This window comes from Streptomyces sp. NPDC037054 (genome assembly GCF_055606745.1).
This window is the reverse complement of the sequence record NZ_JBVJSJ010000006.1, coordinates 161336-176391: the sequence shown is the minus strand read 5'-3', so window position 1 is coordinate 176391 and position 15056 is coordinate 161336. Positions and strand designations below refer to the sequence as shown.

14 protein-coding genes are annotated in these 15056 nt (G+C 72.9%); all 14 read right to left on the bottom strand.

Annotated elements, in window-relative coordinates:
* Window positions 1–3: 3 nt before the first annotated feature.
* Window positions 4–645 carry a phosphorylase family protein gene (locus ACZ7D7_RS16485; RefSeq protein ID WP_470824998.1) on the bottom strand — a complete coding sequence of 214 codons (642 nt, stop codon included), beginning with the start codon at window positions 643–645 and terminating at the stop codon, window positions 4–6.
* A complete protein-coding gene (shc, locus tag ACZ7D7_RS16480; RefSeq protein WP_470824997.1) occupies window positions 645–2690 on the bottom strand; it encodes a squalene--hopene cyclase in 2046 nt (681 codons plus the stop codon). Before shc ends, ACZ7D7_RS16485 begins: the two co-directional genes overlap by 1 nt.
* 123 nt (window positions 2691–2813) lie before the next feature.
* The gene (locus ACZ7D7_RS16475) at window positions 2814–3947 is read right to left on the bottom strand and encodes a polyprenyl synthetase family protein (protein WP_470825343.1); all 1134 of its coding nucleotides are present in this window, start codon (window positions 3945–3947) and stop codon (window positions 2814–2816) included.
* Window positions 3947–5374, bottom strand: coding sequence for a hydroxysqualene dehydroxylase HpnE (gene hpnE / locus ACZ7D7_RS16470; protein WP_470824996.1), 1428 nt, complete (start codon window positions 5372–5374; stop codon window positions 3947–3949). The genes ACZ7D7_RS16475 and hpnE overlap by 1 nt, the downstream gene beginning before the upstream one ends.
* Window positions 5371–5517, bottom strand: a complete 147-nt coding sequence (locus tag ACZ7D7_RS16465) for a DUF6380 family protein (protein ID WP_470824995.1) — start codon at window positions 5515–5517, stop codon at window positions 5371–5373. The genes hpnE and ACZ7D7_RS16465 overlap by 4 nt, the downstream gene beginning before the upstream one ends.
* On the bottom strand, window positions 5517–6467 hold the full coding sequence (gene hpnD / locus ACZ7D7_RS16460; protein ID WP_470824994.1) for a presqualene diphosphate synthase HpnD: 951 nt from the start codon (window positions 6465–6467) through the stop codon (window positions 5517–5519). Before hpnD ends, ACZ7D7_RS16465 begins: the two co-directional genes overlap by 1 nt.
* Window positions 6464–7387: a squalene synthase HpnC gene (gene hpnC, locus ACZ7D7_RS16455; RefSeq protein WP_470824993.1), complete on the bottom strand. Its 924-nt coding sequence runs from the start codon at window positions 7385–7387 to the stop codon at window positions 6464–6466. Before hpnC ends, hpnD begins: the two co-directional genes overlap by 4 nt.
* Window positions 7388–7756: 369 nt before the next feature.
* Entirely contained in the window at window positions 7757–8545 is a 789-nt protein-coding gene (locus tag ACZ7D7_RS16450; protein ID WP_470824992.1) for an ABC transporter ATP-binding protein, read from the bottom strand.
* Window positions 8538–9473 (bottom strand): ABC transporter permease, encoded by a 936-nt coding sequence (locus tag ACZ7D7_RS16445; protein ID WP_470824991.1) that lies wholly within the window; start codon window positions 9471–9473, stop codon window positions 8538–8540. The genes ACZ7D7_RS16450 and ACZ7D7_RS16445 overlap by 8 nt, the downstream gene beginning before the upstream one ends.
* A 96-nt stretch (window positions 9474–9569) precedes the next feature.
* Complete coding sequence (locus ACZ7D7_RS16440) at window positions 9570–10442, bottom strand: glycosyltransferase family 2 protein (RefSeq protein WP_470825341.1); 873 nt, start codon at window positions 10440–10442, stop codon at window positions 9570–9572.
* A 5-nt stretch (window positions 10443–10447) separates the two neighbouring features.
* On the bottom strand, window positions 10448–11227 hold the full coding sequence (locus ACZ7D7_RS16435; protein WP_470824989.1) for a CDP-alcohol phosphatidyltransferase family protein: 780 nt from the start codon (window positions 11225–11227) through the stop codon (window positions 10448–10450).
* Window positions 11205–12266: an iron-containing alcohol dehydrogenase family protein gene (locus ACZ7D7_RS16430; RefSeq protein WP_470824987.1), complete on the bottom strand. Its 1062-nt coding sequence runs from the start codon at window positions 12264–12266 to the stop codon at window positions 11205–11207. Before ACZ7D7_RS16430 ends, ACZ7D7_RS16435 begins: the two co-directional genes overlap by 23 nt.
* Complete coding sequence (locus ACZ7D7_RS16425) at window positions 12254–13006, bottom strand: phosphocholine cytidylyltransferase family protein (RefSeq protein WP_470824986.1); 753 nt, start codon at window positions 13004–13006, stop codon at window positions 12254–12256. Before ACZ7D7_RS16425 ends, ACZ7D7_RS16430 begins: the two co-directional genes overlap by 13 nt.
* On the bottom strand, window positions 13003–14817 hold the full coding sequence (locus tag ACZ7D7_RS16420) for a DUF5941 domain-containing protein (protein ID WP_470824984.1): 1815 nt from the start codon (window positions 14815–14817) through the stop codon (window positions 13003–13005). The genes ACZ7D7_RS16425 and ACZ7D7_RS16420 overlap by 4 nt, the downstream gene beginning before the upstream one ends.
* Window positions 14818–15056 lie beyond the last annotated feature (239 nt).

Here is a 15056-nt window from a genome sequence, read left to right as displayed (position 1 = left end):
GGCTCACCTCCGGGGGAGCAGCAGGGAACGGTGCCATTCGAAGAATGCGGGAAGTACGGAGCGAAGAACACGGAAAGCCGATATTCCACCGCGCACTGTGCCGATCCGGACGAGTTCGTGCTCCGGGGCGTCCACGACCACTCGGACGGCGGCAACCGGGCGGGCACCGGCGCGCACCGCGCTCAGCAGCGTGGCCGCGGACTCCATGTCCACCGCGATCGCTCCGGTGGTGAGCAGTGCGGCACGCGCGGCGCCGCGGACGACGTGGTCGGAGCCGGTGAGCGGCCCGGTGTGGACGGTCCGGCCGGGCACGGCCCGCGCCAGCTCCTTGACCAGCAGGTCGGTGCCGGCGCACGGCGTGGTGCCGCGCGGGTCCCGGGTCTCCTCGGCGACCACCAGGTCACCGGGGTGCATGCCGGGCGCGAGGCCCGCGCAGAAGCCCGTGGCGAGCACGGCGGCGTCGGCGAACGCCGGGTCGGCGAGGGCCCGGCCGACGGCCCGCTCGGCCGCCGCCGGGCCCATGCCCGTGCGCAGCACGGTGACCGGCCCGCCGGCCCCGCCGCGGTCGCCCGTGCGCAGCGCGAGGTGCTCGATGCCGAGCGCGCAGGCGATCAGCAGCGGGGCCGGGTCGGGCCGCGGGCTCATCAGCTGCCCTCGGCCTCGACGCGCGCCGTCCCGGCCGCGGTCGCGCGGTCCCTGCCGGCGAACGGCTCGCCGTGCACGTACCGGCCGAGCGCGGTGAGCGGGAAGACCTGCCGGTACAGGTGGTAGTTGATGGAGAAGTCCCAGGGGAAGCCGGTGCCGGTGAAGTACGGCTCGTCCCAGGAGCCGTCCTCCCGCTGGGTCGCGACGAGCCAGGCGACGCCGCGTTCGACGGCGGGCGACTCCCGCTCCCCCGCCGCCAGCAGCGCCATCAGCGCCCAAGCGGTCTGCGAGGCGGTGGAGGCGCCGCGTCCGCTCCACTCCTCGGCGTACTTGTAGGAGCGCAGGTCCTCGCCCCAGCCGCCGTCGTCGTTCTGCACGGACTCCAGCCACGTCACGGCCCGCCGGATCGCCGGGTGCGAGGTGGGCAGGCCGGCGGCCGTCAGGGCGGGCACGACGGAGCCGGTGCCGTAGACGTAGTTGACGCCCCAGCGCCCGAACCACGAGCCGTCCGGCTCCTGTTCGGCGAGCAGCCACTCGATGCCGCGCCGGGTGCGCGGATCGTGGGTGAGCCCCTCCACGGCGAGCATCTCGACGACGTGCGCGGTGACGTCGGCGGACGGCGGGTCGATGACCTCGCCGAAGTCGCAGAACGGCAGCCGGTTCGGCAAGGGGCTGGTGTTGTCGACGTCGAACGCGCCCCACGCGCCGTTCCTCGACTGCATGCCGAGGTTCCAGCGCACCCCGCGCGCGATGGCCCGCTCCACCCGCTCCGGGTCGTGGTGGGCGACGCGGCGCAGCGCGAGGACCACCTCGGCGGTGTCGTCGATGTCGGGGTAGTTGTCGTTGTGGAACTCGAACGCCCAGCCGCCGGGCGGCAGTCCGGGACGCCGTACGGACCAGTCGCCGGGCCGCACGATCTGTTCGCCGAGCATCCAGTCGGCGGCCTTGACCAGTTGCGGGTGGTCCGCGGGGACGCCCGCGTCGGCGAGCGCGATGGTCGCGAGGCAGGTGTCCCACACCGGGGACTGGCAGGCCTCGATCATCCGGGCGCCGTCCTCGCGCCACACGGCGAAGCGGTCCAGGGACTCCAGTCCCGCGCGCATCACGGGGTGCCCGAGGTCGTAGCCCAGCAGGTGCAGGGCGATGATCGAGTACACGGCGGGCGGCTGGATGCCGCCCCAGCAGCCGTCGTTCTCCTGCCGCTCGATGATCCAGCGGGCCGCGGTGTTCATGGCGGCCCGGCGCAGCCGGCGCGGCGCGATCCTGCGCAGTACGTGCAGGCCCTTGTCGAGCCGCTGGAAGACGCCGTCCCAACTCGCCGCGGGCGCGAGCGGTTTGGCGGGGTTGGGGTCGGCGGGGTCGGTGTGCAGTTCGTCCAGCGGGAAGGGCGCGGGACGCACCGGGCGCTTCGCGGAGACGATCGTGAGCGGCACGATGGTCTGCCGGGCCCAGCAGCCGAAGTCGTAGATGTTGAGCGGGACCCACGGGGGGAAGTAGATGAGTTCCGGCGGGAGTTCGGGCAGGTCCTCCCACTTCCACCAGCCGAACAGGGCGAGCCAGATCCGGGTGAAGACGCGGGAGGCGGCGATGCCGCCCCGCTCGCGGACCCAGGCGGACGCCTTCGCCATGTGCGGCGCGTCGGGCGGGTCGCCGGCCAGCCGCAGCGCGACGTACGCCTCGATGGTGGTGGAGAGTTCACCGGGCCCGCCGTGGAACGTGGCCCAGGTGCCGTCGTCGCGCTGTTCGCCGCGGATGAAGAGGGCGGCGGCGCGGGTGGTGTCCGCGTCGCGGATGCCGAGGAACTGACGCAGGAGCAGGTCCTCGGCGTCCATCGTGACGTTCGTCTCGAGGTCGCCCTTCCACCAGCCCTGCGCGTCCTGCCGGGAGAGCAGGAAGTCGGTGGCGCGTCGCACGGCGCGCGTGGCGGCTTCTGGTCCCCCGGCCGCCTCGGGGATCGGGATGTCGATGTCGATGTCGGTTTCGCTGGCCGCGGCAGCGCGGGCCGGCAGGGCGGCCCCGGTGCTTCCGTCGGTCGTCGCTGTCATGGCTTCCCCTTCGTGCAGTGCTGCAATCGGTGCGTCTGCTGTGGGTCCGCCGTCGGCCGGTGTTCCTGTCTCTCCCCGCAACACCGGCCGGCGACTACGCGAGGGCTATTCGACCGATAGTGATCATCTCTTTCGTACGACGACGAAGTCGGCGAGCGCCGTGAACCGGTCCCGGACCTGCTCGGGCATGGCGACGGCGTCCAAAGCTTCGATGGCGATGGTGTGCTGACGACGTGCTTCCTCGGCGGTCCAGTCGCGGCCGCCGGCCCGCTCGATGAGCTCGGCGCGGGCCGCGAACTCCTCCTCGGAGAAGCTCGCGAAGTCGCTGCTCTTGGCGTCGGCGGTGAGCAGTTCCCCGAGCCGCTCGGAGGCGGCGCCGCCCGCCGCGAGCGCGGCCACCACCGGCAGGGACTTCTTGCGCTGGCGCAGGTCGCTCCAGGTCTGCTTGCCGGTGGCGTCCGGGTCGCCCCAGATGCCGAGGAGGTCGTCCACGGCCTGGAAGGCGAGCCCCAGGTGGTAGCCGTACCTCTCCAGCGCGTCGGCGGTGCGGTCGTCCGCGCCGCCGAGCACGGCGCCCACGGAGCTGGCACAGGCCAGCAGGGCGCCCGTCTTGTTGCCCTCCATCTCCAGGCACTCCTCGACGCTGACCCGGTCGCGGTGCTCGTAGGAGATGTCCTGCGCCTGGCCGTCGATCAGGGCGCGGCTGGCGGTGGCCAGGCGTCGGGCGGCGCGGCCGGCGTCGACGGTGCCGACCTCCAGCAGGACCTCGTTGGCCAGGGCGAAGAGGGCGTCGCCGACCAGGATGGCCTGGGCGGGGCCGTGCACCTTCCAGACGGTGTCGCGGTGCCTGCGCTGTTCGTCGCCGTCCATCAGGTCGTCGTGCAGCAGCGAGAAGTTGTGGACGAGTTCCACGGCGACGGCGCCGGGCACGCCCGTCTCGGGCGCGGCGCCGGTGACCTCGGCGGAGAGCACGGCCAGGGCGGGGCGTACGGCCTTGCCGCCGTCGCCGTCCGCGGGCCTGCCGTCGGCGTCGATCCAGCCGAAGTGGTAGGCCGCGACCGTGTCCATCGGAGGCGCCAGCCGGTCGACGGCGGCCCGCAGCACCGGTGTGGCCAGGGTGCGGCCGCGCTCCAGGAGCGCGGTCACGTCCACCGTGGTCCGTCGGGCGGCCGTGGAGGCCGGGGGCGCTGTGGGCACTGTCTCTCCTCTTGTTGCGGTACCGGGGGTGCGGGGGGCCGCGCCGTACTGTCCGGGCATCACGCCGCCTCCTCGAACGCGAAGAGACGACGGGGGCGGGGCCGTCCCAGGGCGCGCAGCGCGGCGTCCGCCGCACCCACTCCGCTGCGGACCGCACTCTCCATGGTCGCGGGCCACCCGGTGGCGGTCCACGCTCCGGCCAGGTACAGGCCGGGTGCCTTGGTGCGGGCGCCGGGCCGCAGACGCCCGACGCCGGGGGCGGGAGCGAACGTGGCGGCGCGCTCCCGGGTGACGAAGAAGTCCCGCACGCGCGCGCCGCGCGCGAGGGGCAGCAGCCGCTCCAGCTCGGGCAGGTACCGTTCGCGCAGCTCGGCCACGGGCCGGTCGATGTCGCCCTGCGCGGCGGACTGGGACACCGCCAGGTACTGGCCGTCCCGCAGCCCGGAGGCGTCGGTGCGGTCGAAGACCCACTGCACGGGGGTGCCGAGCGCCGCGAAGAACGGGCTGGTGAGCACCTGCCGGTCGTAGACGACATGGACGTTGAGGATCGGCGCCGTGCCGATGTCCAGCAGCCGCTCCGGTGCGTCGAGAGCGCCCGCGGGCAGCAGGTCGTACGCCTCGCGCTGCGGTACGGCGAGCACGACGGCGTCCGCCCGGAGGCTCTCGCCGGACAGGTCCACGGTCCATGGGCCGTCGCCGTCGGCGCGGACGGAGGTGACGCGGGCGCGGACCTCGGTGCGCACGCCCGCGGCGTCGAGCGCCTCGCGGGCCAGCCGGTCGTGCAGGTCGCCGAGCGGGACGCGCGCCCAGCCGATGTCGGCGGCGCCCGGGTCGGACAGCAGACCGGTCTTGAACACCATCGCGGCGAGCCCCAGGGAGGAGTCGCCCGCGACCGCGTTGAGGGTGGCGACGCCGACCAGGTCCCACAGGGCCTCGACGGCGCGCGCCGACTGGCCGTGCGCGGTCAGCCAGCTGCCGAAGTCCTGGTCGTCCAGGGCCGGATCGGCGAGGTCGAGCGCCTTGAGGGCGAGCGCGGCGCGGCCGACGCGGGCGCGGTCGGCGAGCGACAGGTGCGGATAGGTGGTGAGGCTGCGCCCCAGGTGCAGCGGCACGGGCAGCGCGTCGCGGCGCAGCCTGCCCAGCCGGCGTCCGGCGGGGCGGGCGGCGTCGACGACGGGCACGTCGAGGCGGTCCTGCAGCGGGGCGAGCGCGGCGGCGTCGATCCGGTCGAGGAACCAGCGGTAGGCGGTGCAGCAGCGCAGGTAGACGTGCTGGCCGTTGTCGACGGTCAGCTCGCCGCGCCGGAAGGAGAAGGCGAGCCCGCCGAGGCGCGGCCTGCCCTCCAGCAGGGTCACGCGCACGCCCGCGTCGGCGAGCGCGAGCGCGGCGGTGACGCCGGCCAGCCCTCCGCCGACCACGACGGCGTGCCGCGCGGCGCGGGCCGGGGTCTGCGCGTGCGGTCCGTGAGGCCGGGTGCCGTCGGTCATCGTGCAGCCTCCCCTGCGCGGCGGCCGTGCTGGAACGGTGCACGACCGACCGTCTCAGTCAGGGACGCGGACCGCCACCGGAGGGTTGCCCGCCGCTTCTGCCGGGTGTCGTCTCGGGTGACCGGTTCCTCCGCCGGGACCATCAGACGCGCCTCCTGACGGTCCGCCGGGACACGTGCCGGGCGTCGAGACCGGACAGGCCGCGCACGGCGACGTACGCCTTCTCGGGTCCGGGCAGCGAGACCCGGCCGCGCAGCACGACCTCCGGGTCGCGCTCGATGCGGTCCAGCAGCCGGCGGTAGATGCCGGCCATGGCGGCGACGCAGGCGCCGCTGCGCCGGTCGAGCATGGGCAGCAGGCGGTAGCCCTCGGCGAACAGGGCGCGGGCGCGGCGCACCTCGAAGTGGACCAGGCCCGCGAAGTCGGAGCCCTCGGGGGGCGTCGGACCGCTGAACCCGGCCGAGCAGCCGAACTTGGCGAGATCGTCGGCGGGCAGGTAGGTGCGCCCGCCCTCGGCGTCCTCCCGGACGTCCCGCAGGATGTTGGTGAGCTGGAGGGCGAGGCCGAGCGTGTCGGCGTACTCGGGTGCGCGCTCGGCGCCGCGCGCGCCGGGTTCGGTGCCGAACACGCCGAGCGAGAGGCGTCCGATGGCGCCCGCCACGCAGCGGCAGTAGGCCTTCAGGTCGTCCCAGGTCTCGTAGGTCTCGCCGCGGACGTCCATGAGGACGCCGTCGATCAGTTCGTCCAGGCCGCCGAGCGGGATCGGGAACCGCTCGGCCGCGTGGGTGAGGGCGACCGCGACCGGGTCGGTGTCGTCCTCGTCGACATCGCCCTCGCGGACCCGGGTGAGCAGCGCCCGGGTGTCCTCGAGGCGGGCGATCTTGACGTCGTCGCCGAGGGCGCCGTCGCCGATGTCGTCCACCCTGCGGGAGAACGCGTACAGCGCCGACATGGCGCGGCGCTTGGGCGTCGGCAGGAGCCGGATGCCGTAGGCGAAGTTCCGGGCCTGCTGTCCGGTGACGGCCTCGCAGTAGCTGTAGGCGGCGAGTACCGGCGCGGACACGTGCGGTGCGGCCTCCACGGTCCGGATCACCCCTCTCCTCGCAGGGTCACGCCCACCTCGCGCAGCAGCCGGAGCCTGCCGGACTTGGGCGGGCCGGGAAGGACGTCGTGGTGGGCCGCGGCGATCGCGTGCAGGGCGGCGCGTCCGCCGGCCACGAATCCGGCGAGCAGCAGCCGCAGTCTGCCGTGGACGCTGCTCACCAGGGGCGCGCCGTCGTCCAGGAGGGCGCGGGCGCGGGCCGCCTCGAAGGCGACCAGGGCGCGCACCGACGCGCCCGCGCTCCGCGCGGCGAGGTCCGTCTCGGTGACGTGGAAGCGCGCCATGTCCTCGGCGGGCAGGTAGACGCGGTCGCGGGCGAGGTCCTCGGCGACGTCCTGGAGGTGCTCGACGATCTGCAGGGCCGTGCAGATCGCGTCGGAGCGGCGGATCCGCTCGGGTGTCGCGGTGCCGGTGACGGCGAGGACCAGGCGGCCGACCGGGTTGGCGGACAGTTCGCAGTACGCGAGGAGGTCGTCGTAGGTCTCGTAGCGCTTGACGAGCTGGTCCTGGCGGTTGGCGGCGATCAGGCCGAGGAACGGCTCGGGGGTCAGCGAGCGGCGGCGGACGGTGGGCTGGAGGCGGCGCAGCAGCGGATGACGGGGCGTCGATTCGAACACCCTGTGAAGGTCGGCCTCGAAGGCGTCGAGGAGCAGCAGCCGGTCCCCGGCCCGCTCCGGGTCGACGCCGAGCAGGCGGGCGTCGGCGCCGCCGGGGGCCAGGTCGCCGTCGCCGATGTCGTCGACGAGGCGGGCGAATCCGTAGACGGCCATGAGGTCGGCGCGCCAGGCCCGGGGCAGGAAGAAGGGGGCGACGGGGAAGTTCTCGCCCGCGGCCTTGTCGAGCGTGCCGCGCTCCGTGTCGAGGGTGCCGCGCCCGGTGTCGCGGACGCGCGCCGTACCGGTCACCGTCACCGCCGGACGCCCTCCGCGCGGACGGCACACGCGTCCCGGAGCTGGGGAGTTTCCGTAACCATTGCCGTCACATCTCCCGTTCTACACTGCCGACCTGAAGCACACTATTTCGGACACGCCGCCCGGACTCCCGCGCCACTGCCCTTATGGAGGGTGTCGGGCATTATCGCCCCACTTGCCGCGTTTAGGGGACCGGTACAGCTTACGTTGTACAGCGCACACCGGCCCGCGGGGGTGTCCGGCGCATCACAACAACGCACCGATCGGTCCCAAGCTTCCTGCGGGCGAACGGAGTTGGCGTTTCCTTTGCAGACGCGGGGCCCCGCCGGGAAGTTCCGGCAGGGCCCGGCAGGTTCCGGCAAGTCCCGGCTACTTGCCGCTGAACTTCTCGTACTCCTTCAGGACCTCGTCCGTCGGGCCGTCCATGCGCAGTTCACCGCGCTCCAGCCACAGGACGCGGTTGCAGGTGTCGCGGATCGACTTGTTGTTGTGGCTGACCAGAAACACCGTGCCGGCTTCCTTGCGCAGCTCCCGGATCCGTGCCTCGGAGCGCTTCTGGAACTTGCGGTCGCCGGTCGCCAGCGCCTCGTCGATCATCAGGACGTCGTGGTCCTTCGCGGCGGCGATGGAGAAGCGGAGCCGGGCCGCCATGCCGGAGGAGTAGGTGCGCATCGGCAGGGTGATGAAGTCGCCCTTCTCGTTGATGCCCGAGAAGTCGACGATCTCCTGGTAGCGCTCCTTGATCTCCTCGCGGGACATGCCCATGGCGAGCCCGCCCAATATGACGTTCCGTTCGCCCGTGAGGTCGTTCATCAGGGCCGCGTTGACACCGAGCAGCGAGGGCTGGCCGTCGGTGTAGACCTTGCCCTCCTCGGCGGGGAGCAGACCGGCGATGGCGCGCAGCAGCGTCGACTTGCCGGAGCCGTTGGAGCCGATCAGGCCGATGGCCTCGCCCCGGTAGGCGACGAAGGAGACGCCCCGCACGGCGTGCACCTTGCGCACGCCCCGCGCCGCGTCGTCGGAGCCCCGCTTCAGGATGCGGCTGAGGGCGGCGGTGGCGCTGCCCTTGCCGGACTTGGCGCCGTTGACGCGGTAGACGATGTGCAGGTCGTCCGCGATGACGGTGGGGACCCGTGCCCCGGTGTTCTGGTCAGCCACGGCCGTACCTCTCCTCCGCCTTCCAGAAGTACACGAAGCCGAAGACACCGGCCAGCAGCGCCCAGCCCGCGGCGAACGCCCACACGTGCGGCGGCAGGTACGAGGAGCCGTAGCCGTCGATCATCGCGAAGCGGACCAGGTCCATGTAGATGGCGGCCGGGTTCCACTGCAGGACGTCGGAGACCCAGCCGGGCACGTCCTTGTCGGCGAGCATCGCCGGGATGCTGAACATCACGCCCGACGCGTACATCCAGGTACGCAGCACGAACGGCATGAGCTGGGCGAGGTCCGGGGTCTTGCTGCCCATGCGCGCGAACAGCAGCGCGAGCCCGGTGTTGAAGACGAACTGGAGCAGCAGCGCCGGCAGGACCAGCAGCCAGGACAGGTCGGGCATGGAGCCGAACGCCATCGTGATCACGACGAGCACGATCATCGAGAACAGCAGCTGCTGGAGCTGCTGGAGCGCGAAGGAGATCGGCAGTGAGGCCCGCGGGAAGTGCAGGGCGCGCACCAGGCCCAGGTTCCCGGAGATGGCGCGCACCCCGGCGAGCACCGAGCTCTGGGTGAACGTGAACACGAACACGCCGGTCACCAGGAACGGCACGTAGATGTCGTGCGGGATGCCCTCGCGGGCGCCGAGCAGCAGACCGAAGATGAAGAAGTACACGGCCGCGTTGAGCAGCGGCGTCGCGACCTGCCAGAGCTGGCCCAGCTTGGCCTGGCTGTACTGGGCGGTCAGCTTCGCCTGGGAGAAGGCGAAGATGAAGTGCCGCCGTCCCCAGAGCTGACGGACGTACTCGGGCAGGGACGGCCGGGCGCCGCTCACGGTCAGCCCGTACTTCGCGGCGAGCTGCGCCGCCGGGAGGCCCTCGTCGGGCGACGGAGGCGCGCTCACCGCGATTCCGCCGTCGTGCGTTGTCTCACTCACCAGTTGAAACTTTCGTCTTCGAGATGCGCAGCCTGTGCGGGCATGGCATGGCTCCGGGACCTCGGTGCGGCCCGGACACTCGTCGGAACGAGCTTGTCAGATCACCGGAGGCCGGCCCAGTCGGGTCAGCCGCCACACCGTACGCCACTTCATCGGACGGCGGGGTCCGCACGGGGTCGACCAGCCTTCCCTGAATCCACCGAACCACGCCTTCAGGGCGGGGCGCGAGGGCCGGCGCAGCAGGGTGAGGAGCAGCCACGTGCCGAGGTAGACGGGGACGAGGGGTGCGGGAAGGTTCCGCCTGGCCAGCCAGACGCGGTTGCGGGCGACCATGCGGTGGTAGACCGCGTGCCGGGACGGCGCGGTCGTGGGGTGGTACAGCACCATGTCGGACCGGTAGTCGATCATCCAGCCCGCGTCGAGGGCCCGCCACGCCAGGTCGGTTTCCTCGTGCGCGTAGAAGAACTCGTCCGGCAGGGTGCCCGCGTCGGCGAACACCTCGGTGCGTACGGCGTTGGCGCCGCCGAGGAAGGTGGTGACCCGGGAGGAGCGCATCGGGTCGGAGGCCCGCAGCCGCGGCACGTGGCGCCGCTGGGTGACGCCGGTGTCCGGGTCGGCGATGCGGAAGCTGATGATGCCGAGCTCGGGGTCGGCGGCGAACGCCTCCCGGCACAGCTCGGCGGTGTCGGTCCGGGCGAGCAGGCCGTCGTCGTCGAGGAAGAGCAGCACGTCGACGTCCCGGCCGGCGGGGCCGAAGGCCTCGATGCCGACGTTGCGGCCGCCGGGGATGCCGAGGTTCTCGGGCAGCTCGATCGTGCGGACGCCCTCGGGGACGTCGGGCACCGGGGAGCCGTTGCCGACGACGACCACCTCGACCCGGTCGCCGTCCTGCTTGGCGACCGAGTCGAGGAGGGCGCGCAGCTCGTCGGGGCGGTTGCCCATGGTGATGACGACCGCGCCGACCTTCATGCCGCTCACTTCAGCCTGCTGGAGGCGAGGATGGACACGAGGTGCAGCACGGTCTGGAGCAGCGCGATGCCGGCCAGCACCGCGACGCCCAGCCGGGTGAAGAACAGGTCGCCGCGGACCTGGTCGGCGAGGGCCAGGACCAGGATCAGCAGCGACGCCTCGATGCCGAGGATCAGCCGGTGGAACTTGAGCGCGGCGGCGGCCCGGCGGGCCAGCGCCATGCCGGAGGAGCGCATCTCGGCGGCGGCCTCCTTCACCGGCGGCTTGCCGGCCTGGTGGCGGGCGACGCCGACCAGGTCCGTCTCGGCCTTGATCAGGATCGCGCCGAGGGCGGCCAGGGTGCCGAGGAACGCCCACAGCCAGTCGACGCGGCCCGTGCCCCACAGGTCGGCGGCGCGCAGGCCGAGGCCGACGAGGACGGCGGCGTCGGTGAGGTAGGCGCCGACCCGGTCCAGGTAGACGCCGCCCAGGGAGTACTGCTTCTTCCACCGCGCGACCTCGCCGTCGACGCAGTCCAGCAGCAGGTACAGCTGGACGCAGACGACGCCGAGCACGGCGCCCGTGATCCCCGGCACCAGCAGGGCCGGGGCCGCGAGCACGCCGAAGACGGTCATCAGGTACGTGAGCTGGTTGGGCGTGACCCTGGTGTTCACCAGATAGCGGTCCACCCGCAGGGACACCTCGCGCATGTAGAGGCGTCCCATCCAGTGCTCACCGCTGCGCCGGTCCTTGACCCCCGCGGGGTGCACGACCGGACGGAGTTCAGCTACCGATGGCCTTGACATAGTCGGCGTAGATGTCCTTGATCTGGTCGGTTTTCAGGTCGAGGTGTTCGAGGATGGTGAAGCGGCCGGGCCGGGTCTGCGGGGCGAACTCCACGGCCGCGACGAACTCGTCCGTCGTGAAGCCGATCTCGTCCGGCAGCACCGGAAGTCCGTGCCGGCGCAGCACCTCGGCCATGAACGCCGACTCCTCGTGCGCGCCCCGCAGGTACATCGCGAAGGCCGCGCCCAGTCCGCACTGCTCGCCGTGGGCGGCGGCCCGCTTGGGGTAGAGCAGGTCGAAGGCGTGGTTGATCTCGTGGCAGGCCCCGGAGGACGGGCGGGAGTCGCCCGACACGGACATGGCGATGCCGCTGAGGACCAGCGACTCGGCGAGCACCTGGAGGAAGTCGTTGTCGCCGATGCCGCCGGGGTGGCGCAGTACGGCCTCGCCTGCCTGGCGGGCCATGGCGGCGGCGAGGCCGTCGATCTTCTCGCCGTTGACGCGGTTGGCCAACTCCCAGTCCGCGATCGCGGAGACGTTGGAGACGGCGTCGCCGATGCCGGCGCGCACGTAGCGGACCGGTGCCTCGCGGATCACGTCGAGGTCGATGACGACCGCGATCGGGTTCGGCACGCCGTACGAGCCGCGGCCCGCGTCGTTGTCGAGGGTGGCGACCGGGGAGCACAGGCCGTCGTGCGCGAGGTTCGTCGGCACGGCGACCAGGGGCAGGCCGACGCGGGCCGCGGCGAACTTGGCACAGTCGATGATCTTGCCGCCGCCGAGGCCGACGACCGCGTCGAAGTGGCCGCTCTTCATCTCGCCGGCCAGCCGGATCGCGTCGTCCAGGGTGCCGCCGCCGACCTCGTACCAGGTGGCGCCGGGCAGCAGCGGGGCGATGCGCTCGCGCAGCCGGGCGCCGGAGCCGCCGCTGACGGCGACGGCCAGCTTGCCGGAGTGCGAGACGCGTTCGTCGGCGAGGACGCAGCCGAGGTCGTCCAGGGCGCCCGGGCGGATGTCGACGACGACGGGCGCGGGGATGAGCCGGGTCAGTAGCGGCACGCGATCTCCCGTCCCTTGGCGAGGTCGTCGTGGTTGTCGATCTCGACCCACTGGACGTCGCCGATCGGCGCCACGTCGATGCGGAAGCCGCGGTTGACGAGCTCCTGGTAGCCGTGCTCGTAGAACTGCTGCGGGTCCTTCTCCCAGACGGTGCGCAGCGCGTCGGCCAGCTCCGGGGCCGCGTCGCCCTCGATGAGGGTGACGCCGATGTACTCGCCGGTGGCCTCGGCCGGGTCCATCAGCTTGGTGATCTTCGTCATGCCCCTGTCGGGGTCGACGACGACCTTCATCTCCTCGTCGGCCAGCGACTTCACGGTGTCGAGGGCGAGGATGATCTTCTTGCCGTCGCCGCGGGCGGCGAGCAGCGTCTTCTCGACGGAGACCGGGTGGACGGTGTCGCCGTTGGCGAGGATCACGCCGTCCTTGAGGGCGTCACGGCCGCACCACAGGGAGTAGGCGTTGTTCCACTCCTCGGCCTTGTCGTTGTCGATGAGGGTGAGCTTGAGGCCGTACTTCTTCTCGAGGGCCTCCTTGCGCGCGTACACGGCCTCCTTGCGGTAGCCGACGATGATCGCGACCTCGGTCAGGCCGATCTCGGCGAAGTTGCCGAGGGTCAGGTCGAGGACCGTGGGCTCCCCCTCTATGCCGGCGGGCCCCACCGGCACCAGTGCCTTGGGAAGGCTGTCGGTGTAGGGGCGCAGTCGCCGTCCGGCGCCTGCGGCCAGCACGAGGCCGATCATGCGGGTTCTCCTTCGTCGTGTACGGCGGGTGCGCCCCCGAGGTGGGAGGCGACCCAGAAGCGGATGCTCTCGGCGAGCACCACGAGGGCCACGGCCACGGCGAGCACCGTGAGCGCGACCGTGAACTGCGGGGCGGTGAGCAGGACCGCCAGGACGGCGACGGCCAGTGTGCGGCCCTCGTGCCCCCCGATGACCCGCACCAGCAGGCGCGGAGGTGCCCCCGCGTCGCCGCGGATGCGGTACACCGTGTCGTAGTGATGGTAGGCGACGGCCGCCACCAGCCCGAAAGCCGCCGGAAGGGCTCCGTTCACCTCCGCTTTCGCGGCCAGCGCGAGCAGGGTGCCGTACTCGGCGGCGCGCAGGAAGGGCGGGACGAGCCAGTCGAGGGCGCCCTTGAGAGGGCGGGCGACGGCGAGCGCCGAGGTCAGTACGTGGAACAGGGCGCCCACGACGGGCCAGGGGCCGCCGAAGTCGGTGAACAGGGCCGTGGCGACCACCGCGAGGCCGCCGAGCAGGGCGAGCGCGGGGGGCGCGAAGCCGGGCAGCCGGGCGGCGACGCCGCGCAGCGCGTGCGCGAGGCCCTCGCCGATCGCCCCGGTGTCCGCGAGGTCGGCCAGCGCCCGGGCGGCGCGGTCGGTGCGGCGGGCCCGGCGGGTGACGGAGCGCAGCACGCGGCCCGCCGTGGTGTACGCGGCGGCGAAGGCGCAGCCGACGAGCAGCACCCAGAAGGTGACGCGCGGGGTGGTGACGGCCGTGAGGACGGCGATCAGCGCCCAGCGTTCGCCGATGGGCAGCACGATCATGCGGCGCAGCCAGACCGTCCAGCCGACGCTGTCGAGCCTGTCGGAGAGGGCGGCGGTGGGGCTGGTGTTGGCGGTGGCGTCGTGGTTGGCCTCGTTGAAGGAGAAGTCGACCACGTGCCGGCAGGTCTGCAGGACCATCGCGCCGAGGGCGAGCGCCCACACGTCGTCGCCGCCGCGGGCGGCCCCGAGGGCTAGGCCGGCGTAGTAGGCGTACTCCTTGGCGCGGTCGAAGGTGGCGTCGAGCCAGGCGCCGAGCGTGGAGTACTGCAGGGAGTAGCGGGCGAGCTGTCCGTCGGTGCAGTCCAGCACGAACGAGGCGACGAGCAGCACGCCGGCGGCGACGAACCCGCCGCGGGTGCCGGTCGCCGCGCAGGCCGCCGCGATCAGCGCGGTGAGCAGCGAGGCGGTGGTGACCTGGTTCGGGGTCAGCCCGCGCCGGGCGCACCAGCGGGCGAGGTAGCGGGAGTACGGGCTGATGCAGAAGGTGGTGAAGAAGCCGTCGCGGGCCTTCACTGCCGACTTCAGGCGTACGGCCTCGTCGTCGACGGCGGCGACGGCCTGCCGGGTCTCCTCGCGGGCCTGCGGGTCGGCCGGGACGGCGGCGACGAGACTGCCGAGGTCGGGTCGGTGCAGGGGCGCGCCGTCGGCCTCGAGAGCGGTGGCGACGCGGTCGGCGAGGCTGCCGACGAGGGTGGTGCCGCCGGCGGCGGAGTTCTCCCGGGCCATGGCGCGGGTCAGTGCCTGGCGGCCGGCGGGCTGCGCGGTGACGGCGCCGGGGATCGCGGCGAGCGGGAAGCGGGGGTCTGTCAGACCGAGGCGCAGGGCGTGCTCGTGGCCTATGAAGCGGGCGTCGACCACGGCGACGCGCTCGTCACCGGGGACCTGGGCGAGCAGGGTCTCGGCGGTCGCGGCGTCGGCAGCGGTCCGGACGTCGAAGCCGAGGGACCGCAGGTCGGCCTCGATCGACGAACCGGGTACCGGCCGGCCGGTGAGGATGGCGGTCGACAACCGTTGCTCACTCCCTGGGTGCCGGCACGTCCGCGCCGGTGGTGTGCATGTTGGGGGCGCCCGTGCCGGTGGCTCCCGGGCGGCATGTCGGCAGAGGCTATCGGATGACCGGAAGCCCGTGTTCACCGGCCGTTAACGGTCCGGTCGACGCGGTCTGCTCGCCTCCGTGGCGATCATCTTGCGGGATTCGGCGCCCGGCCGACAAACCACGGCACCCAGACCCGGGCATCGGGGACATT

Coding starts and splice junctions, on each gene's coding strand:
- ACZ7D7_RS16440 (WP_470825341.1), bottom strand. CDS start 10,442: ATGAAGGTCGGCGCGGTCGTCATCACCATGGGCAACCGCCCCGACGAG.
- hpnE (WP_470824996.1), bottom strand. CDS start 5,374: ATGACCGACGGCACCCGGCCTCACGGACCGCACGCGCAGACCCCGGCC.
- ACZ7D7_RS16465 (WP_470824995.1), bottom strand. CDS start 5,517: ATGGTCCCGGCGGAGGAACCGGTCACCCGAGACGACACCCGGCAGAAG.
- ACZ7D7_RS16425 (WP_470824986.1), bottom strand. CDS start 13,006: ATGATCGGCCTCGTGCTGGCCGCAGGCGCCGGACGGCGACTGCGCCCC.
- ACZ7D7_RS16475 (WP_470825343.1), bottom strand. CDS start 3,947: ATGCCCGGACAGTACGGCGCGGCCCCCCGCACCCCCGGTACCGCAACA.
- ACZ7D7_RS16435 (WP_470824989.1), bottom strand. CDS start 11,227: ATGTCAAGGCCATCGGTAGCTGAACTCCGTCCGGTCGTGCACCCCGCG.
- ACZ7D7_RS16485 (WP_470824998.1), bottom strand. CDS start 645: ATGAGCCCGCGGCCCGACCCGGCCCCGCTGCTGATCGCCTGCGCGCTC.
- shc (WP_470824997.1), bottom strand. CDS start 2,690: ATGACAGCGACGACCGACGGAAGCACCGGGGCCGCCCTGCCGGCCCGC.